This window comes from Haloarcula rubra (genome assembly GCF_019599465.1).
Classification (GTDB): domain Archaea; phylum Halobacteriota; class Halobacteria; order Halobacteriales; family Haloarculaceae; genus Haloarcula; species Haloarcula rubra.
Genome location: NZ_RKLR01000005.1, coordinates 118,463 through 135,578, shown reverse-complemented (window position 1 = coordinate 135,578; position 17,116 = coordinate 118,463). Strand labels below are relative to the sequence as shown.

The following is a 17,116-nucleotide window of genomic DNA, read 5'->3' as shown; positions in this document are numbered from 1 at the left end:
GACCCGTGGTACCGCCGGCCGCGAGACGGACGGCCGTCCGTCATAGTCCCACGGACAGACTAGGGCGGCTACTTATCCCCCAGCACACGCTAGCTCCACCTACGGGATGCTCGCCTCAATTCGACGGAGTAGCGAACGGCGGACGACTCCGTTCGGGCCGGACGGGCAGCGTGGCGACCGGCTCGAATGTGAACTCTGCGAGGAAGAACACCAGTGTCTCGACCACTACGGCATCGTCGCGTGCCAGCGGTGCCGAGTCCGGTTCCTGCCGCGGCCGTCGCTGCTGTAATCAGTCGTCGTCTTCGGTCGTCGTCTTGTCGAGGTCCTTCTCGCCGAAGTATATCTCCGCGCCGTCCTGTGCGACCTTCTCCGCGAGGACGGCGCACTTGATTCGCATCGGGGAGATGTCGACGCCGAGCATGTCGACGATGTCGTCGCGGTCCAACTCCTCCAGTTCGTCGACGGACATCCCGTGGAGTTTCTCCGTGAGCATCGACGCCGACGCCTGCGAGATGGCACAGCCGTCGCCGCGGAAGGCGACGCGCTTGATGGTCTCCTCGTCCTCGCTGAGGACGACGTCCATGCGAATCTCGTCGCCGCACATCGGGTTCTCGCCGACGTGGGTGAAGGTGGGGTCCTCGAGTTCGCCGGTGTTCCGAGGGTTCTTGTAGTGGTCGAGAATCTGCTGCCGGTACATATCTGAGCCGCCGATACCCATTGTTGGATTCAGTTACGGTACTGGCCCGGAAAAGGCTTCCGAGGCTCCCTCCGGCGGCGCGGCGGCCTCCTCAGATGTCGTCGTAGGGACCGCCCTTCGACTCGGCGAGGCGCTCGAACTGCGACTCGGAGAGGTCGACGGCCGCCGCGGCGAGGTTCTCTTCGAGTTGGTCGACCGTCCGAGCGCCGACGAGCGGCGACGCGACGTTCTCGTGGTGCATGAGCCACGCGAGCGACACCTGCGCGGGGGTGGCGCCCACCTCGTCGGCGACGGCCCGCACCTCGTCGACGACGTCGAAGTTCTCCTCGGTGAGGTAGGACTCCTTCCAGTCGTCGCTCCGGCCGGCCGAGGCGTCGGTGTCGCGGTCGTCGCGTGTGTACTTCCCGGTCAGCACGCCCTGTCCCAGCGGACTCCACGGGCAGACCCCGAGGCCGTAGTGGTCACACATGTCGAGGTAGTCCCCCTCCACTTCGCGGTCGACGAGGTTGTAACGGGGCTGGGAGACGGTGAACGGCTCCAGTCCCTCGCGCTCGGCCAGTTCGTTGGCCTGTGCGACCCGCCACGCGTTGGGCTCGAACGTCGACGCCCCGAGGTAGTTCACCTTGCCGTCGTCGACGAGGCCGGTGAGCGTCCGCATCAGTTCGCGGGCCGGCGTCTCCTCGTCCCAGCGGTGGATGTACAGCACGTCCAGATACTCCGTCCCGAGGCGGTCCAGCATCAGGTCGATGTTGCGCCGGATGTGCTTGCGCCCGAGGCCGCGCCCGTTCGGGTCGTCCTCGCGGGTCGGCCAGTATATCTTCGAGGCGAGGACGTACTCCTCGCGGTCACGCTGCGAGAGCCAGTCGCCGATCCACTCCTCGCTGTCGCCACCACCGTACACGTCGGCGGTGTCGACGAAGCGCCCACCGGCCGCCTCGTAGGCGTCGAGCAGGTCGTGGGCGCGGTCCTCGCCGATTTCGAGCGTGCCGTCCGCCGTCTCCCGGCCGAACCGCCACGTCCCGAAGGCGAGTTCGCTGACCGAGAGGCCCGTCTCGCCGAGTCGTACGTAGTCGAGGTCGATGTCGTCGAGTGCCATGCGCCGGGGTTCGTGCCTCCGCGGTTTGAATGGTCGGGCGGCGGTACCGTTGGCCGGTGTCTGGCCGGTCGTCGCTCACGCCCTCGTGCCCGACGCGTTCAATCGGTCTGGCCGGCCGCCCGTTGGCGCGTCCCGTCGGTCGTCTCGTGGCCGTGGCCGCTCTGGCTCACGTACTCGGTGACGAGAATCCACCCCCGCGACGTGAGTGCGACCTCCCCGTCGGCCGGTTCTATCAGCCCCCGGCGACGGAGCGCCCGGACCAGCGCCGAGGTGGACACCGACTCCCCGTCCGCCAGTGACTGGGGCCGCATCCGCCCGCGGAGCGAGTAGAGGCGCACGAGCGCCCGGACACCGACGGGCGGCACGTCGAGCCCCCGTATCTCCCGTCTGGTCTCGACGTACTTCCGCTGGAGATGCCGCCCCAGCAGGTGTTGGGCGCGCGGCGGGTTGAGCGCGAGGTCCAGCGACACCGCCACGCCGTCGCGGACGTACTGGATGTGGATGACCTGCTGGCGGTCCCCGAGCAACTCCTCCGTGGAGCGCCAGAAGTCGACTATCATCCCCAGTTCGAGGTCGAACGGCGCTCGCACGTCACTGACGCCCACCCGGTCCGGGACGACGTGAAGCCGTCCGATGTCGTAGGTCGCGTCGGTCACGCGCCCGCCGATTTCGGCGGGGTGGCACACGGCCACTTCCTCGCCGTCGAGCAGTCGTCGGTACAGCAGGCCGGCGAACGTCGTCAGGGTGTCCGGGTCGGTCCGCACGAACAGCACTTCCCGCCCCCCGTCCCGCTCGAAGCCGACGGTCAGGACGGTCCCACTGAAGGCCGACGCGGCCGCCTGCGGCGGCGCACCGACTCTGACGTCGAAGAGGTTGTCGAGGCGGAGTTCGTCCGCGAACCCGTCGCCCTCGATGCCGAGCGTGTCACTGCCAAGCGAGAGGTGGGTCGCGACTGGCTCGTCGCCGAGCGCGTGACACAGCACGGTCGCCGGGATTTCGACCCTGTCCGACATCTCTCGACAGTCTGTAGCTTGGACTACATGATAAATATTCTGAACGAATTCTCACAGATTGAAACGGAGCGTGGCGGTGGTCGCCCACTCCGTCGGCGACACGCTCACTGGCTGGCGGCGGTCCCGTGGTCGACGCCGACGACGGACAGGTCGTCGTCGACGGTCAGGGTCAGGCGGTCGCCATCGACGCCGAACGTGAACCGGGCCCGGAACGGGTCCGTCGAGAGGACCGTCTCGTCGTAGTCGGCGAGGACTTCGTTGAGACGCCGGATGGAGTCGGGTGCCACCGGATTGAGGCCGTGGGCGGTGAGAAACGCGAGGAGGGCGGTGTCGGCGAGGAGTACCACGACGAGGACGCCGCCGCTTCGGAAGATGCAGTTCGTGCACCGGGCGCCGACGTTCACCGCGTGCGCGCCGTCACACCGGTCACAAAGGCCGTCGCTCGCGTCGTGGTCCTCGCAGACGAACACGTCGGTCTCGACGGGTGCCGAACAGCGGGGACAGAGCCCACTCGACATCGCCAGCATCTCCAGATGCGACCACGTCCACGCGGCCCGGACTATCTCGTCGGGCGTCCGGCCCTGCAGACCCGCCGGGGGGAGCGGCATCCGACCGAGGTACCCCGCCGCCACCGGTTCCGGTCGTTTGGTGGCCCCGTACGACTGGCCGTAGCGACCGGCACACTCGGTACAGAACAGTTCCACGTTGCCCGACCGCCAGCGGACCTCGACCGGCGCGCCACAGTACTCACACGCCTCCTCGATGCGGGTCCGCTCGAAGGCGGGCGTCTCCGTGACGGCACCCGAAAGCACGGCTTCGACGACCCGGCGACCCGACCGTCGGAGGGTGTAGCCCTCGTCGCTCTTGGCGACGAAGTGGCCGACGACCTTCTCTAGGTGGTAGTTGAACTGACCGGAGTCGTCGACCCCGACCCGCTCGCGGAGTTCGGAGAAGGAGAGTGGCTCCTCGGCCGCGCCCAGCGCACGGAGGATGCCGATGCGGGTCTCGTCACCGAGCACGGCGAACGCCTCGTCCGGGGCGAGGGTCGCCTCGGCCGCGTCCTCGTCGGTCATGCGCTCCGGTAGGTCGCTTCGAGTTGTAAAACGCGGGGGCGACCGACCGCTGTCGGCACGTCTCGCCCGAAATAGTCAGACTGCAAACAGAAGCGTTCTTCGGAAAGCTCGCTTACAGAAATGTCGTTCTGGTTATAGTTAAGGCCGTCCGGGCCCACGTTCCATACACGATGAACGACACTCGTCTATCCCGTGCAGGACGGGCCGAGACGGCCGACCGGCCCGCCTCGTCCGTCCGCGGAAGCCTCGGTCTCGTGGTGCTCTTCGTCGGTGTGTTACTGGTCGTCAGCTACCCCGTCTTCGCGCTCGGGGTCCTCCTCGGTGCCGTCGGGACCGTCGCCGTGACGCGCCTGTCCGTGGCGGCGACGGACCGCCGTCGCTCGCGTGGTCACGCGGCCGGCGGTCGGCGTCGGCGGACCCGCGGGTCGCGGCCGGAGTGACGCCGCCGGTCGCACGGCCGCCGCTCGGTGCTCTCTACGACACGTGAGAAAACGGCGGCCACTCGTTCGCTCGCGCCCGTCAGGCGAACAACTGCCGAGCGTCGTCGATGGCGTCGACCAGTTTGTCCACTTCCTCGCGGGTGTTGTAGATGTAGAAGGAGGCCCGCGCTGAAGCGGCGACGCCCAACTTGTCGTGGAGTGGCTGGGTACAGTGGTCGCCGGCGCGGATGGCGACGGCGGAGTCGTTCAGAATCGAGGAGAGGTCGTGAGCGTGGACGGACTCTAAGTTGAACGCTACCAGACCGCCTCGTTCCTCGCCGGCGGGCGGACCGTACGTCTCGACGTCGCCCTCCTCCTGTAGGCGCTCCATCGCGTACTGGGCGAGTTCGTCCTCGTGGCGCTTGACGTTCTCCATGCCGATGTCGTCCAGATAGTCACAGGCCTCGGCCAGCGCGATACCCTGACAGATGACCGGCGTGCCGGCCTCGAACTTCCACGGGAGGTCGTTCCACTTCGCGTCCTCGAAGGTGACCTTCTTTATCATCTCGCCGCCGTACAGGTAAGGCTCCATCTCCTCTAAGAGGTGTTTCTTCCCGTAGAGGACGCCGATACCGGTCGGGCCGGCCATCTTGTGCCCGGAGAACGCGAGGAAGTCGGCGTCGATGGCCTCGACGTCGACCGGTCGGTTCGGCACCGACTGGGCGCCGTCGACGAAGATGTAGGCGTCGTGGTCGTGGGCGATGTCCGCGAGTTCGGCGACGGGATTGACGGTCCCGAGGGTGTTCGAGACGTGGACGACGCTGACCATCGCCGTGTCGTCGCCGATGAGTTCGCGGGCGTGGTCCATGTCCAGCGTGCCGTCCTCCTGCACGCGGATGAAGCGACAGGTCGCGCCGGTCTTCTTCGCTATCTGTTGCCACGTCACCAGCGAAGCGTGGTGTTCCATCTCCGTCAGCACCACCTCGTCCTCGGGGCCCAGTTCGTTCAGGCCCCACGCGTAGGCGACGAGGTTCTCGCTCTCGGTGGTGTTCTTCGTGAAGACTATCTCCTCGCGCTCCCCCGAGGCACCGATGAACTCGGCGACGCGGTCGTGAGCGTCCTCGTAGGCGACGGAGGCCTCCTGACTCAACTGGTGGAGACCGCGGTGGACGTTCGCGTTCGTCGTCCGGTAGTAGTCCGCGATAGTCTCGACGACGGGCTCGGGCGTCTGCGTCGTCGCCGCGTTGTCGAGGTAGACGACCTGCTCGCCATCGAACTCCCGCTGGAGGATGGGGAAGTCCGCACGGATGCTCTCGACGTCGAGCGGCTCGATATCGGTCTGTCCCATTAGCGGAACACACGGGCTCGACGGGCAACTTTCCTTCGGTTCGCCTAAACCTTCGGCAGCGGAGACGTAGTCGCCGTCTACTGCGTAGTTAGTTGCCACAATACAATGCCGGCTGTCGATGTGTCACCGTCTACCATGGGGGACTCAGAGACCGACGAGCGAGGACCGGTTACTCGCGTGGACGCCGACCGACCGGAACACGGCCACGAGTGGCACGGCCGGCTCGACGGCGCCCACGAACAGCCAGAGATGCGCCGTCACGAACTCCCGGCGACCGTCCCGGTGGGCGCGTACCGCATCTACCACCACGACGGTCGCTGGGGCTACGACGACACCCCGCTGGTCACCGGCGGTGACACCGACCTGCTGGTCACCGACGAGTGGCTGGCCTACGCCGTCGACACCCGCGAGGGCGGCCCGCACGACGTGACGCTCCGGGTCGCCGCGGCCGACGGGTTCGGCGGCGGCAGCGTGGGCATCGCCGTCGACGGCGAACCGCGGACGCGGATGCGGTTCGACCCGACCGGTGGGTGGGACCGCTGGGGCGAGGTGACGACGCGCGTCGACCTCTCGCGTGGCGCGCAGACGGTTCGACTGGTGGTTCTGGAGGGCGGGTGGAAACTCGACCGAGTACGGATACAGTAGGGCGGTGCCCTCAGAGCCAGAGGAGTTGTGCGTGTCGCGTCCCGTCGACGTCGAGGACGTTCGTCTCGTCGACGAAGCCGTGTTCGACGGCGACGTCGACGCTGTTCTCGCCGACGATGTTGGCGACGCTACACCGGGCGAGGCTGTCGACGACCTCCTCCTCGGAGACGCTGTCACCGCCGTAGAACGACTCGTCGACGGTGAGCGAGACGGGGCCGTCCTCGAACGTCTCGCCCATGACCTCGGGGTCACAGACCGAGACCAGCAGTCCCTCGTCCGTCTCTCGCTCGTTGAGTATCATTCCAGCAACTGCTCTTCGGCGCTCTCGCGCATCTCCTTGACCTCGTCGGCCAGTTCCTCGGCCTCCTCGTACTCGCCCAGTTCCTCCAGCCCGCGGGCCTTCTCCTCCAGAACGTCGGCGTTGCGGAAGCCGAGTCGGATGGCGTTGTCGAACGCCTCGACGGCGTCCTCGGCGAGGCCGCGTTCGAGCAGGAAGAAGCCGCGGTTGTACCACGCTTCGGCGAACCGGGGGTCGATTTCGACCGCGCGCTCGGCGTGTTCCAGCGCCTGCTCGGAGCGGCCGGACTCCCACAGCGCGTACGCGAGGTTCGTCTCGGCGGTGGCGGCGTGCTCGGTGTCCTCGAGCTCCCGCAGGGCCTCCTTGTAGGCGCCGATGGCGGCGTCCCACTCTTCCAGTTCGGCGTGGGCCGCGCCCTTGTTCGTCCAGGCCTCCTGTTCGAGGCAGTCGTCGTCGGTGTACTGTGCGACCCGCTCGAACGTCTCGGCGGCCTGCTCGTGGCGGTTGATGTGCATGTACTCGAGGCCGACGTCGAGCAGTTGCTCGGGGTCGACGGCGTCGTTCGAGACGTTCCGCCGGTCGAGCAGGTCCGTCACGACGCGGGAGTCGACGGGGTCGACCTTGTCGGGGTCCACCTCGAACTCCGGCGGTTCGAGGTCGAAGCCCTCGTAGGGGTCGTCGAACCCTTGTCCCTCGGAGAACTCGTGGTCCTCGGGCTCTCGGTCTGTCATACACTCCGATTGACGGTCAGGGCGGTTAAGGGCTACGTCCCGGACTCACTCCGGTCTGCCGGGCCGTCGTCGCCGTCGCTCGCCCCGTCGGACTCGGGGACGAATACGAGGCTCCCGGCCAGATACAGGAGGGCGCCGAACGAGACGGCGACCCCGAACGGCGACGTCGTCCATGGCGGTCGGCGTGGCCCCAGCGGAGTAAAGCGCACGGCCGTCACCACCCACGACGAAGTGCCTGCCGGGCGTAGGGGCGAGTATGAGCAAACGGCTGTTCGTCAGCGTCGACCTCGACGGCCTCGAAGACGCCGTGCGCGACGTACAGGCGCGCTTCGAGGGGGCGTCGGGCCTCCGATTCACCGACCCGGCACAGGCCCACGTCACGCTGAAGTTCCTCGGCGACACCGACCCGAACCGCCTCGACGACCTCACGGTCGAACTCGAACGGGCGGTCGCGGACAGCGGTATCACGCCCTTCGAGGCCCGGTTCGGCGGCCTCGGCGCCTTCCCGTCGCTGGACTATATCAGCGTCGTCTGGGTCGGCGTCCGCGAGGGCCACGGCGACGCCGAACTGACGGCCCTCCACGAGGCCGTCGAGGACCGCACCGTCGCCATGGGGTTCGATCCGGAGGACCACGAGTTCACGCCCCACGCCACCGTCGCCCGGATGGACCACGCCGGCGGCAAGGAACGGGTCCAGCGCGTCGTCGAGGACGAGGACCCCGACGTGGGCCGGTTGCAGGTCGAGGAGATTCGGCTCACCGAGAGCGTCCTGCGGGACGACGGCCCGGAGTACAGTACTGTCTCGTCGGTAACACTATGACTGGCCGACGCCGGCTCTAGGCCGACCGAAAAACAATCAGATTCGTGATAATTGTTATGAGGGCGAGTCTCGTAGCACCGACATGGTCGCCTTCGAGAACGTCGCGTTCGTCTTCGTCGCCGGCCTCCTCACGGCGCTCGCGACGGGGTTGGGCGCGATTCCGTTCTTCCTCGTCGAGGAGTTCTCGGACCGCTGGAACGTGGTGCTGTGGGGGCTGGCCTCGGGCATCATGGTCGCGGCGTCGCTGTTCGGCCTCGTCCGCGAGGGCCTCGCCTACGGGAGCGCAGTACTCCTGATTCCGGGCGTCCTCGCCGGCGTCGCACTCGTCGAGGGGGCGGACCGAGTGCTCGACGACGTCGACCACAGTCCGAAGCAGTTCGAGCAGGCCGACTACAAGAAACTCCTGCTCATCCTCGGCATCCTCACCGTCCACAGTTTCCCGGAGGGCGTCGCCGTCGGCGTCTCGTTCGCCGAACTCGGACTCGCGGGCGTCTCGCCGGACGAGACGCTCCTCGTCGCCGGGACGGCCGTCCCGCTACTGGCCGTGTTCATGACCGTCGCCATCTCTATCCACAACGTCCCGGAGGGCACCGCTATCGCCATCCCGCTCCGGTCGCTCGGGGTCAGCGAGTGGCGGATGGTCTGGTGGGCCGTCTTCTCCTCGCTCCCGCAACCGCTGGGTGCCGTCGCCGCCTACTACTTCGTCACGCTGGCCAAGCAGTTCCTCCCGTTCGGGTTCGGCTTCGCCGCCGGCGCGATGGTGTACCTCGTCGCCACCGAGTTCGTCCCCGAGGCGCTGGAGTACGGGGCGAACTTGCCGGGCGGCGGGAAGCGTGAACTTCTCACCGGGGCCGTGACGGGTTCGCTCGCGATGGTGCCGCTGGCGTTCGTCTAGAACGGCGACCGACTGCGGATGACCTTCAGGTCGACGAAGGCCGTCAGCGGGTCGTCGTACTCGTCGACCCGGGTCTCCATCCGGTAGTTCGAGTGGTCGACGGCGAAGTAGTACGGCCCGGCCGCCTCGACGGATTCGCGGTTCCCGCCGTCCGTCGTCGACGCCTCGTAGAGGTCCGACTCGTCTTTCGGCAGTGCCGTCTGGCTGAACTTCGGGTGGCCCGCCGGCGTGCTGTCCGGCTCTCGACCCTTGATGTAGGTGTCGTACGCGGTGAACGCCGCCTCGTCGGCGAAGAAGTAGACGTCGAACGGCGTCTCCGAGCGGACGATGTACTCGATGGCACCCCCGGTCTCCGAGAGGTCCGGGATGTCCTCTTCGAGCCACGCACCGCCCGGTTCGACGGTCACGTCTTGCTGGACGCTCACGACGACCTCGCCGCCACCGCCCAGACAGCCCGCTCCGACGGCTGCCAACCCTGTGCCGAGTGTCTGCAGTACCGACCGGCGCTTCATCGAGTGAGACTCGCGGATTTCGCTACTTAATTCTACGCGCCCGCTTACAAACCCTGATAACGAAGGGGGACCGGCCGACGTCGCCACACGACGCGGCCTGAAAAGGAAGGAATTTAAGTCGTGGCGCGGAACACTCGGGACACCATGAGTAAGAAGTCGAAGGCCAAGAAGAAGCGTCTGGCCAAACTCGACAACCAGAACAGCCGCGTTCCGGCCTGGGTCATGCTCAAGACCGACCGCGAGGTCCAGCGCAACCACAAGCGTCGCCACTGGCGGCGGAACGACACTGACGAATAATGAGCGCCGGTGATTTCGAGGAGCGCGTCGTCACGATTCCGCTCCGAGACGTTCGAGCCGAACCGAAGCACAAGCGCGCCGACAAGGCGATGGTACTCGTCCGCGAGCACCTGGCCAAACACTTCTCCGTCGACGAGGAGGCCGTCCGCATCGACCCCTCCATCAACGAGACGACGTGGGCCAAGGGCCGGTCGAGTCCGCCGAGTAAGCTTCGCGTGCGCGCCGCCCGATTCGAGGAAGAGGGCGAAGCAGTCGTCGAAGCCGAGACCGCAGAGTAACGTTGCTCCGCGCGGCATTCTCCGGGTCGTCGTACGTCGGTGTCTTCGCTCGTGCGACCGACGACTGCGTGCTGGTCCGCCCCGACTTAGACGAATCGCTCTGCGAGGACGTCGGCGAGGAACTCGACGTGCCCGTCGTCCAGACGACGGTCGGCCGCTCGGCCACCGTCGGCGCCCTCGCGACGGGCAACGAGAACGGGTTGCTCGTCTCCTCTCGCGTCCGCGAGCCCGAAATCGAGCGCATCCAGGACGTCGTCGACGTCCCGGTGACGGAACTGCCGGGCCGCATCAACGCGGCCGGCAACGTCGTCTGCTGTAACGACGCGGGCGCGTACGTCCACCCGGACCTCTCCCGGGAGGCCGTCCAGGCCGTCAGCGACGGCCTCGGCGTCCCCGTCGAACGGGGCGTCATCGCCGGCGTCAACACCGTCGGCACCGCCGCCGTCGCCACCAACAGCGGCGTCCTCTGTCACCCGAAAGCCACCGACGGCGAACTCGACGCGCTGGAGGACCTCCTGGACGTGCCCGCCGACATCGGCACCGTCAACTACGGCGGACCGCTGGTCGGGTCCGGCCTCGTCGCCAACGACCACGGCTACGTCTGCGGGTCGGACACCTCCGGGCCGGAACTGGGCCGCATCGACGCGGCGCTGGGCTACATCGACTGACCACTCGTCTCGACGTTTCTCACGACGGGTGCTGGTGGCTGAGTCGCTCGGCGACCATCCCCGGGACGGGCGTCCCGCAGTCCGAGCAGGACCACGTGCGACCGGTCCCACCACGCTCCCGAGTCATGTCCTGTCGGTACCTGAGCGTCGCCCCACAGAGACACTCGTACGTCGTGGTCATACCTGCAGGTTGGGTCGGAACCGGCTAAACTCGCACGGCGGGGTCGTGTCAACTGTTAATATCCACTAGTGTGAACGTTCGACCATGGTCCAGCGAGAGTCGTCCGCGACAGGCCGGAAGGTGCTCGTCTGCCGGAAGTGTGAGTACACGACGGAGGTGCTCCGGCCGTCCTGTCCGGAGTGTGGCGGCGACATGATAGCCGCCGCCCGGGAGGAGTGAGCGGCTCAGAGCGAGGCCAGCGTCAGCGCGTTCGACGCGACGACGAGGAGCGAGACGAGCGCGAAGGCGGCGAGGACGGCCGTCGCCCGTCGGTCGTCGAACCACGCCCAGCAGACGACCACGAGGACGAGAGCACTGAACTTCAGCAGCCCGATGCCCGGCGTGCCGTAGGTCTCGACGAACGCGCGAGCGACGGCGTTCCCCTCCGTCAACCCGCGTTCGAGACCCACTATCGTCGTCACGATGTCGAACAGCGAGGCGAGGATGACGACGGTCCAGAGGACGGCGTGGGACTCCGAGAGCTGTCGCTCCATCGGCAGTCGCCCCCGCGCGTCGCGCTCGAACAATGACCAGTCGGGTCCCACTCGTCTGGTCACGACCGACGCCAGCGGCGGTAATAAAGCTCGCCCGTCCCGTCGGCGGACGGGTCACGAGCGGGACGGCGAAACGTGAGGAAAGGGAAGATACTTCCCTGTCCTGCCCGCATCGGTGGGTATGAGCACGTACACTGTTCGCGGTAGCTTCCCGGCCCGCGACGGGCCCCAGGAGTTCGAGACAGAGGTCGAGGCGCCCAACGAGGACGTCGCCGAGGAGCGCATCCTCAGCAACCTCGGCTCCCAGCACAACCTCAAGCGCACCCAGGTCACCATCGACGAGGTGGCAGCATGATGGGTGGCGGTGGCGGTGGCGGCGGCGGTCAGATGCAGCAGATCTCCCAGGAGATCGAGCAGATGGACCAGGAGATAGAGGCCATCGAGAACGAAATCGAGAGCCTCCGTCAGGAGAAGACCGAGGCCGACGAGGCCATCGAGGCCATCGAGACGCTGGAGTCCGGGTCGACCGTGCAGGTCCCGGTCGGCGGCGACGCGTACATCCGAGCGACCGTCGACGACATCGACGAGATCGTCGTCTCGCTGGGTGGCGGCTACGCCGCCGAACGCGACCAGGAGGGTGCCGTCAGCTCTCTGGAGACGAAGAAGGAGACGCTGGACGACCGCATCGAGGACCTCCAGTCCGAGATCGCCGAGGTCGAGACCGAGAAGGAGGAACTCGAACAGCAGGCCCAGCAGATGCAACAACAGCAGATGCAGCAGATGATGCAACAGCAGCAGGAAGAGCAGGGCGACGACGAGTAAGGCCGCCATGTTCGACGGACTGAAGGACAAACTCAGCGGGTTCACCAGTGACGTCGAGGAAGACGTCGACGAGGAGGCCGTCGAGGGCGACGAGGACGACGCCGCCGACGAGCAGCCCGTCGACGAGTCGCCCGCCGAGGCCGAAATCGACGGTCACACGCCGGAAGGCGGACCCGGCGAGGAGACGGTCGAACCGACCGCCGAAGCAGTCGCGTCGCCGGAGACGGCGGCCGACGTCGACACGGCGGCCGAAGAACCGCCCAGCGGCGTCGACACAGAGGACGAGGCCGCCGAGAGCGACACGCCCACCGAGAGCGACGCGCCCACCGTCGAGGACGAACCGGAGGGCGGGGCGACGCCCGACGACGAGAGCGGCGGGCGCAGTCTGACCGAGAAGGCCAAACTGATGGCCTCCGGGAAGACGGTCATCGAGGAGGAGGACCTCCAGAAACACCTCGACGACCTCGAACTGGCCCTGCTGTCCAGCGACGTCGAGATGTCCGTCGCCAACGAGATTCTGACCGGGGTCGAGGAGAACCTCACCGGACAGACGCGGCGACGGCTCTCCAGTACGGGGAACCTCGTCCGGGACGCGCTGCGAGAAGCACTGTACGACGTCATCAGCGTCGGCCAGTTCGACTTCGACGAGCGCGTCCAGCAGGCGGACAGTCCGGTCGTCATCATCTTCACCGGCGTCAACGGCGTCGGGAAGACGACGACCATCGCGAAGATGGCTCAGTACTTCGAGGACCGCGGCATGTCGACGGTGCTCGCGAACGGCGACACCTACCGTGCCGGCGCGAACGAGCAACTCCAGAAACACGCCGAGAACCTCGGCAAGAAGATCATCACCCACGAGCAGGGCTCGGACCCGACGGCGGTCGTCTACGACGCCGTCGAGTACGCGAAGGCCAACGACGTCGACGTGGTGCTTGGCGACACCGCCGGTCGCCTCCACACCTCCGACGACCTGATGGCCCAACTGGAGAAGATAGACCGGAACATCGACCCGGACATGACCATCTTCGTAGACGAGGCCGTCGCCGGACAGGACGCGGTCAACCGCGCCCGCGAGTTCGACGACGCCGCCGAGATAGACGGCGCGGTGCTGACGAAGGCCGACGCCGACCCGCAGGGCGGCGCGGCTATCTCCGTGGCCCACGTCACGGGCAAGCCCATCCTCTTCCTCGGGACGGGACAGGACTACGACGACCTCGAACCGTTCGACCCGGAACGAATCGTCGACAGTCTGTTCGACGAGTAGCCGCCGCGACGTACCGGCAATTCTTTCCACGACCGACGACGCTGAGCGCTCGGTAGCGGTCGAACTCTACCCCCGATTGGCCGACGGCAGCGAGGCCGCCGTCGACCACGTACCGGCAATATTGTCCGCGTCGGGGGAGGTGGGGCCGTATTCGCCGCCACGGGCGCGTTGATTGTGCGCGGTGTTGTGTACCACACCACACGCCCACGAGGTGGACTTCCCATGAACACAGTCGAACGATGGAAACAGGAGAAACACCCACTCGACGTCGTCAAGGACGTCAAGCGGTACGCCGACGCGGAGATGACCTTCGACGAGATAGAGGCCGCGGCCGGCGACGGCGAGTGGGAGCGCCTGAAGTGGGCCGGACTGTACGCCCACGGCCGGCAGGACGGGTACTTCATGCTGCGGACGAAGGTGCCCGGCGGCCGCCTGACGCCCGAACAGGCCCGCGTCGTCGGTGAGGTGGCCGACGAGTTCGCCACGGCGCCCGAACAGTACGGCGGCGACGAACAGAACCCAGTCTGGGGCGACGCCTTCCTCGACATCACGACCCGGCAGGACGTCCAGATGCACTGGATAGCAGTCGAGGACGTCCCCGAGATATGGGCCCGCTACGACGAGGTGGGACTGACGACGATTCAGGGCTGTGGCGACTCCGCACGGAACGTCCTCGGGTGTCCCGCCGCGGGACTGCACGACCACGAGTGCTTCGACGCCCAACCCGTCGTCGACGCCGTCTCGGAGTACTTCACGGAGAACCGCGAGTACGCCAACCTCCCCCGGAAGTTCAAGATGACCATCACCGGGTGTCGGGCCGACTGCGCCCAGTCCCAGATAAACGACGTGGGGATGACGCCCGCGAAACGGACGGTCGACGGCGCGCCGCAGTACGGCTTCCACGTCCGCGTCGGGGGCGGCCTCTCGGACGGGCCCCGGATGGCCTCGAACCTCGACGTGTTCGTCCCGCCCGAGGACGCCGTCGAGTTCTGCCGGGCCGTCGCCCAGACGTTCAAGGAACTGGGCGACCGGACCAACCGCGGGGTCTGCCGGATGCGCTACCTCGTCCAGCAGATGGGTGCCGAAACGTTCGAGGAAGCCGTCAGGGACCGCTGTACCGTCGACTTGCCGACCCGCGGGACCGACCTCACGGAGGGGTACCGCGGCGACCACGTCGGCGTCCACGACCAGCGCGAAGACGGCCTCAAGTACGTTGGTTTCAACGTCATTGCCGGGCGGATGGGCGGCGACGAGTTCGTCGCGGCGGCCGACGCCGCCGAGACGTACGGCACCGACGACGCGTCCATACGACTCGCGACCGACCAGAACTTCCTCGTCACCCACGTCCCCGAGACGAATCTCGGCGATCTGCTGAACGAACCGTTCGCCCGGAACTACCGGCCCGACCCCGGCCCGTTCTCCCGCGGGGCCGTGGGCTGTACCGGCTCCGAGTTCTGTAACTACGGCATCATCGAGACGAAACAGCGCGTCCGTCGGTGGGCGAAGGCGCTCGACAAACGAATCGACACGCCCGACGACGTCGAGGTGGTCCGGATGCACATGTCCGGGTGTTCGGCCTCCTGCGCCCAGCCACAGATAGCCGGCATCGGCTTCCGCGGAGAGACGGTCCAAATCGACGACCCCGAGGGGACCACCAACGAGGAAGGAGACAATATCGTCGAGGGGATGGACTTCGGCCTCGGCGGGAGCCTCGGGACGGACAACGAGTTCCTCGATTGGGTCGAACACGCCGTCCCCGCCGACGCCGTGATTCCCGCCCTCGAAGAACTGTTCGAGCGATACGCCGCCGAACGCGAGGACGGCGAGCGCTTCTATCAGTGGTGCCGCGGGGTCGAGAACGACCGGCTACGGCGGATCATGCAGCGAGCAGACGCCAACGTCGCCGGTGGCGTGGCCCGCGAGGAGGTGGCCGACGATGACTGACCGCGAGCGAGACGACCCACAGGTCGCGCCCGCCGACGCCGCTCCGGAACTCGTCGAGCCGTCCCGTCCCTACGAAGGGCCCGACGACGAGCGCCGTCTCGTCACCGACGGCGGCCGCGACACCAGCCCGTTGCCGGGCGTTCCGGCCACAGACTCGGCCGACGACGGCTGTGGCTGTGGCGACTCGTGTGGCTGTGGCGGCCACGACGAGACCGTCCGGTCCGACGGCGGCGCGGCGGCCAGCAACGTCGACGAGCACGGCAAACTCGAGTCCGTGGAATTCACCGAACCCGCCGCCGGCGTCAGTCAGGACGTCGAGAGCGGGCCACCCGACGAGCGGGTGAACGTCCCCGACGGCGCGGACCTCGATACCCCGGGGTACGGCATCCGCGCCGAGATGAGCGACATCGAGGAACCCGACGGCAAGACGTGGTTCATGGAACTCGACGAGGCGGTCATCCAGGACGACCGCTGTATCCAGTGTGGCACCTGCGTCGCCGCCTGTCCCAGCGACTCCATCGGCATCGGCGACGACGACCTGCCCGAACTGGTCAAGATGTGTACTGGCTGCTCGCTGTGCTGGGACATGTGTCCACGGGGTGGCCTGCGCTACGAGCGACAGTGGAAGATTACCGGCGGCGAGGACAACGTCAAGGGCGCCGGCGACCCCATCACGGAGTTCTCGGCGAAGGTCGAAGACGACTGGAGCGAGAACGCGCAGGACGGCGGCCTCGTCACGTCGGTTCTCTGCCACCTGCTGGAGGCGGACGAGATAGACGGCGCGCTCGTCGCTACCGAGAGCGACGAGGAGACGTGGAAGGCCGAGTCGTTCCTCGCGACGACGCCCGAGGAGTGCATTGCGAACGCCGGGAGTTTCTACAATCAGACGCTGGCGCTGGGCAATCTGGACCTCTCGCGGTGGGCGCACAAACTCGACGTCCCGCTCTCCGAGGCGTCCCTCGCCCTCGTCGGCACGCCGTGTGAAATCGAGGGCATCCGTGCCCTGCAGGACTTCGAGTGGGACTACGCGGCCCAAGAGGACGGCGTCCGGGCGATCGACTACACCATCGCCCTGATGTGTACGAAGAACTTCAACTACTACTCGCTCGTCGGCGAGCAACTGGCCGAGAAGCGGGACATCCAGCCAGAGGACATCGGCAAACTCGACGTCCTCGACGGCGAGATGCGGGTGTACGACCACGACGGCGACCCCATCCTCGTCGAGGATGTCGAGGCGTTCCACGACGCCGCGCTCAAGGGGTGTGACGAGTGTGCCGACTTCACGGGCTACTGTGCGGACCTCACCGTCGGCTCCGTCGGGTCCAGCGACGAGTACTCCTCGGTCATCGTCCGGACCGAACAGGGCCTGCGGGCGTGGGAACTGACCGAACCGGACCTCGACTACCACGACCTGGAGGACCGCAGCGCCATCGGCGGCCTCCAGAGCTGGGACAAGAAGAAGGCCTTCGAGTCGCTGGAGCGGCCGTTCGACCCCGACGCCCCGCGGTTCATCGACTACGCTGACCACGCCGAACAGTACGGCACGGAACTGCACCCCCACGAGGCGGACCACTGAGCGGCG

Annotated in this window: 24 protein-coding genes; 13 read left to right on the top strand and 11 right to left on the bottom strand. The window is 67.3% G+C overall.

Features of this window, described 5'->3' with window-relative positions; all coding sequences use genetic code 11:
- Nucleotides 1-289: 289 nt before the first annotated feature.
- From sufU to EGH21_RS14040, 4 genes are all read right to left on the bottom strand, one after another.
- Entirely contained in the window at nt 290-718 is a 429-nt protein-coding gene (sufU, locus tag EGH21_RS14055) for a Fe-S cluster assembly sulfur transfer protein SufU (RefSeq protein ID WP_220619117.1), read from the bottom strand.
- Nucleotides 719-788: 70 nt separating this feature from the next.
- Nucleotides 789-1,793, bottom strand: a complete 1,005-nt coding sequence (locus tag EGH21_RS14050) for an aldo/keto reductase (RefSeq protein WP_220619116.1) — start codon at nt 1,791-1,793, stop codon at nt 789-791.
- Between the two features lie 98 nt (nt 1,794-1,891).
- The gene (locus EGH21_RS14045) at nt 1,892-2,806 is read right to left on the bottom strand and encodes a CheF family chemotaxis protein (RefSeq protein ID WP_220619115.1); all 915 of its coding nucleotides are present in this window, start codon (nt 2,804-2,806) and stop codon (nt 1,892-1,894) included.
- A gap of 104 nt (nt 2,807-2,910) precedes the next feature.
- The gene (locus tag EGH21_RS14040) at nt 2,911-3,879 is read right to left on the bottom strand and encodes a winged helix-turn-helix domain-containing protein (RefSeq protein ID WP_220619114.1); all 969 of its coding nucleotides are present in this window, start codon (nt 3,877-3,879) and stop codon (nt 2,911-2,913) included.
- Between the two features lie 170 nt (nt 3,880-4,049).
- Here EGH21_RS14040 and EGH21_RS14035 point away from each other — a divergent pair, with 170 nt between their 5' ends.
- Complete coding sequence (locus EGH21_RS14035) at nt 4,050-4,319, top strand: hypothetical protein (RefSeq protein ID WP_220619113.1); 270 nt, start codon at nt 4,050-4,052, stop codon at nt 4,317-4,319.
- A 79-nt stretch (nt 4,320-4,398) separates the two neighbouring features.
- On the opposite strand, the gene EGH21_RS14030 is transcribed toward EGH21_RS14035, so the two are convergent.
- Nucleotides 4,399-5,646, bottom strand: coding sequence for an aminotransferase class V-fold PLP-dependent enzyme (locus EGH21_RS14030; RefSeq protein WP_220619112.1), 1,248 nt, complete (start codon nt 5,644-5,646; stop codon nt 4,399-4,401).
- 135 nt (nt 5,647-5,781) lie between these two features.
- Here EGH21_RS14030 and EGH21_RS14025 point away from each other — a divergent pair, with 135 nt between their 5' ends.
- A complete protein-coding gene (locus EGH21_RS14025; RefSeq protein WP_220619111.1) occupies nt 5,782-6,291 on the top strand; it encodes a carbohydrate-binding protein in 510 nt (169 codons plus the stop codon).
- A gap of 10 nt (nt 6,292-6,301) precedes the next feature.
- Here EGH21_RS14025 and EGH21_RS14020 read toward each other — a convergent pair whose 3' ends face one another.
- Genes EGH21_RS14020 through EGH21_RS14010 form a run of 3 tightly spaced genes read right to left on the bottom strand, consistent with a single transcriptional unit; the run spans nt 6,302 to nt 7,529 of the window.
- Nucleotides 6,302-6,592 (bottom strand): DUF424 domain-containing protein, encoded by a 291-nt coding sequence (locus EGH21_RS14020; RefSeq protein ID WP_220619110.1) that lies wholly within the window; start codon nt 6,590-6,592, stop codon nt 6,302-6,304.
- On the bottom strand, nt 6,589-7,320 hold the full coding sequence (locus tag EGH21_RS14015; protein WP_220619109.1) for a tetratricopeptide repeat protein: 732 nt from the start codon (nt 7,318-7,320) through the stop codon (nt 6,589-6,591). The genes EGH21_RS14020 and EGH21_RS14015 overlap by 4 nt, the downstream gene beginning before the upstream one ends.
- 32 nt (nt 7,321-7,352) lie before the next feature.
- Complete coding sequence (locus tag EGH21_RS14010; protein WP_220619108.1) at nt 7,353-7,529, bottom strand: hypothetical protein; 177 nt, start codon at nt 7,527-7,529, stop codon at nt 7,353-7,355.
- Nucleotides 7,530-7,576: 47 nt separating this feature from the next.
- Here EGH21_RS14010 and thpR point away from each other — a divergent pair, with 47 nt between their 5' ends.
- Nucleotides 7,577-8,140 carry an RNA 2',3'-cyclic phosphodiesterase gene (gene thpR / locus EGH21_RS14005; protein ID WP_220619107.1) on the top strand — a complete coding sequence of 188 codons (564 nt, stop codon included), beginning with the start codon at nt 7,577-7,579 and terminating at the stop codon, nt 8,138-8,140.
- An 82-nt stretch (nt 8,141-8,222) separates the two neighbouring features.
- Nucleotides 8,223-9,035 carry a ZIP family metal transporter gene (locus tag EGH21_RS14000; RefSeq protein ID WP_220619106.1) on the top strand — a complete coding sequence of 271 codons (813 nt, stop codon included), beginning with the start codon at nt 8,223-8,225 and terminating at the stop codon, nt 9,033-9,035.
- Here the strand turns inward: EGH21_RS14000 and EGH21_RS13995 are convergent.
- Entirely contained in the window at nt 9,032-9,484 is a 453-nt protein-coding gene (locus EGH21_RS13995; RefSeq protein ID WP_220619230.1) for a hypothetical protein, read from the bottom strand. The genes EGH21_RS14000 and EGH21_RS13995 overlap by 4 nt on opposite strands.
- A gap of 207 nt (nt 9,485-9,691) precedes the next feature.
- Here EGH21_RS13995 and EGH21_RS13990 point away from each other — a divergent pair, with 207 nt between their 5' ends.
- Genes EGH21_RS13990 through EGH21_RS13980 form a run of 3 tightly spaced genes read left to right on the top strand, consistent with a single transcriptional unit; the run spans nt 9,692 to nt 10,790 of the window.
- Nucleotides 9,692-9,844: a 50S ribosomal protein L39e gene (locus EGH21_RS13990; protein WP_166966678.1), complete on the top strand. Its 153-nt coding sequence runs from the start codon at nt 9,692-9,694 to the stop codon at nt 9,842-9,844.
- Nucleotides 9,844-10,122, top strand: a complete 279-nt coding sequence (locus tag EGH21_RS13985) for a 50S ribosomal protein L31e (protein WP_220619105.1) — start codon at nt 9,844-9,846, stop codon at nt 10,120-10,122. Before EGH21_RS13990 ends, EGH21_RS13985 begins: the two co-directional genes overlap by 1 nt.
- 2 nt (nt 10,123-10,124) lie before the next feature.
- A complete protein-coding gene (locus tag EGH21_RS13980) occupies nt 10,125-10,790 on the top strand; it encodes a translation initiation factor IF-6 (protein ID WP_220619104.1) in 666 nt (221 codons plus the stop codon).
- Between the two features lie 19 nt (nt 10,791-10,809).
- Here the strand turns inward: EGH21_RS13980 and EGH21_RS13975 are convergent, their stop codons facing one another.
- On the bottom strand, nt 10,810-10,971 hold the full coding sequence (locus tag EGH21_RS13975; RefSeq protein WP_220619103.1) for a hypothetical protein: 162 nt from the start codon (nt 10,969-10,971) through the stop codon (nt 10,810-10,812).
- 84 nt (nt 10,972-11,055) lie between these two features.
- Between EGH21_RS13975 and EGH21_RS13970 the strand changes: the two genes are divergently transcribed.
- Nucleotides 11,056-11,190, top strand: coding sequence for a zinc ribbon-containing protein (locus EGH21_RS13970; protein WP_220619102.1), 135 nt, complete (start codon nt 11,056-11,058; stop codon nt 11,188-11,190).
- Nucleotides 11,191-11,195: 5 nt separating this feature from the next.
- Here EGH21_RS13970 and EGH21_RS13965 read toward each other — a convergent pair whose 3' ends face one another.
- Nucleotides 11,196-11,504 carry a DUF5658 family protein gene (locus EGH21_RS13965; protein WP_220619101.1) on the bottom strand — a complete coding sequence of 103 codons (309 nt, stop codon included), beginning with the start codon at nt 11,502-11,504 and terminating at the stop codon, nt 11,196-11,198.
- A gap of 181 nt (nt 11,505-11,685) precedes the next feature.
- Here EGH21_RS13965 and rpl18a point away from each other — a divergent pair, with 181 nt between their 5' ends.
- From rpl18a to EGH21_RS13940, 5 genes are all read left to right on the top strand, one after another.
- Complete coding sequence (rpl18a, locus tag EGH21_RS13960) at nt 11,686-11,859, top strand: 50S ribosomal protein L18Ae (protein WP_220619100.1); 174 nt, start codon at nt 11,686-11,688, stop codon at nt 11,857-11,859.
- Entirely contained in the window at nt 11,856-12,326 is a 471-nt protein-coding gene (gene pfdA / locus EGH21_RS13955) for a prefoldin subunit alpha (protein WP_220619099.1), read from the top strand. The genes rpl18a and pfdA overlap by 4 nt, the downstream gene beginning before the upstream one ends.
- A gap of 7 nt (nt 12,327-12,333) precedes the next feature.
- Nucleotides 12,334-13,590 carry a signal recognition particle-docking protein FtsY gene (gene ftsY / locus EGH21_RS13950; RefSeq protein ID WP_220619098.1) on the top strand — a complete coding sequence of 419 codons (1,257 nt, stop codon included), beginning with the start codon at nt 12,334-12,336 and terminating at the stop codon, nt 13,588-13,590.
- A 222-nt stretch (nt 13,591-13,812) separates the two neighbouring features.
- Nucleotides 13,813-15,534: a nitrite/sulfite reductase gene (locus EGH21_RS13945; protein ID WP_220619097.1), complete on the top strand. Its 1,722-nt coding sequence runs from the start codon at nt 13,813-13,815 to the stop codon at nt 15,532-15,534.
- Entirely contained in the window at nt 15,527-17,110 is a 1,584-nt protein-coding gene (locus EGH21_RS13940; protein WP_220619096.1) for a Coenzyme F420 hydrogenase/dehydrogenase, beta subunit C-terminal domain, read from the top strand. The genes EGH21_RS13945 and EGH21_RS13940 overlap by 8 nt, the downstream gene beginning before the upstream one ends.
- Nucleotides 17,111-17,116: the final 6 nt, after the last annotated feature.

Coding starts and splice junctions, on each gene's coding strand:
- sufU (WP_220619117.1), bottom strand. CDS start 718: ATGGGTATCGGCGGCTCAGATATGTACCGGCAGCAGATTCTCGACCAC.
- EGH21_RS14050 (WP_220619116.1), bottom strand. CDS start 1,793: ATGGCACTCGACGACATCGACCTCGACTACGTACGACTCGGCGAGACG.
- EGH21_RS13990 (WP_166966678.1), top strand. CDS start 9,692: ATGAGTAAGAAGTCGAAGGCCAAGAAGAAGCGTCTGGCCAAACTCGAC.
- rpl18a (WP_220619100.1), top strand. CDS start 11,686: ATGAGCACGTACACTGTTCGCGGTAGCTTCCCGGCCCGCGACGGGCCC.
- EGH21_RS14025 (WP_220619111.1), top strand. CDS start 5,782: ATGGGGGACTCAGAGACCGACGAGCGAGGACCGGTTACTCGCGTGGAC.
- pfdA (WP_220619099.1), top strand. CDS start 11,856: ATGATGGGTGGCGGTGGCGGTGGCGGCGGCGGTCAGATGCAGCAGATC.
- EGH21_RS13970 (WP_220619102.1), top strand. CDS start 11,056: ATGGTCCAGCGAGAGTCGTCCGCGACAGGCCGGAAGGTGCTCGTCTGC.
- thpR (WP_220619107.1), top strand. CDS start 7,577: ATGAGCAAACGGCTGTTCGTCAGCGTCGACCTCGACGGCCTCGAAGAC.
- EGH21_RS13940 (WP_220619096.1), top strand. CDS start 15,527: ATGACTGACCGCGAGCGAGACGACCCACAGGTCGCGCCCGCCGACGCC.
- EGH21_RS14035 (WP_220619113.1), top strand. CDS start 4,050: ATGAACGACACTCGTCTATCCCGTGCAGGACGGGCCGAGACGGCCGAC.
- EGH21_RS14045 (WP_220619115.1), bottom strand. CDS start 2,806: ATGTCGGACAGGGTCGAAATCCCGGCGACCGTGCTGTGTCACGCGCTC.
- EGH21_RS13985 (WP_220619105.1), top strand. CDS start 9,844: ATGAGCGCCGGTGATTTCGAGGAGCGCGTCGTCACGATTCCGCTCCGA.
- EGH21_RS14000 (WP_220619106.1), top strand. CDS start 8,223: ATGGTCGCCTTCGAGAACGTCGCGTTCGTCTTCGTCGCCGGCCTCCTC.
- EGH21_RS13975 (WP_220619103.1), bottom strand. CDS start 10,971: ATGACCACGACGTACGAGTGTCTCTGTGGGGCGACGCTCAGGTACCGA.
- ftsY (WP_220619098.1), top strand. CDS start 12,334: ATGTTCGACGGACTGAAGGACAAACTCAGCGGGTTCACCAGTGACGTC.
- EGH21_RS13945 (WP_220619097.1), top strand. CDS start 13,813: ATGAACACAGTCGAACGATGGAAACAGGAGAAACACCCACTCGACGTC.
- EGH21_RS13965 (WP_220619101.1), bottom strand. CDS start 11,504: ATGGAGCGACAGCTCTCGGAGTCCCACGCCGTCCTCTGGACCGTCGTC.
- EGH21_RS14040 (WP_220619114.1), bottom strand. CDS start 3,879: ATGACCGACGAGGACGCGGCCGAGGCGACCCTCGCCCCGGACGAGGCG.
- EGH21_RS14015 (WP_220619109.1), bottom strand. CDS start 7,320: ATGACAGACCGAGAGCCCGAGGACCACGAGTTCTCCGAGGGACAAGGG.
- EGH21_RS14030 (WP_220619112.1), bottom strand. CDS start 5,646: ATGGGACAGACCGATATCGAGCCGCTCGACGTCGAGAGCATCCGTGCG.
- EGH21_RS14020 (WP_220619110.1), bottom strand. CDS start 6,592: ATGATACTCAACGAGCGAGAGACGGACGAGGGACTGCTGGTCTCGGTC.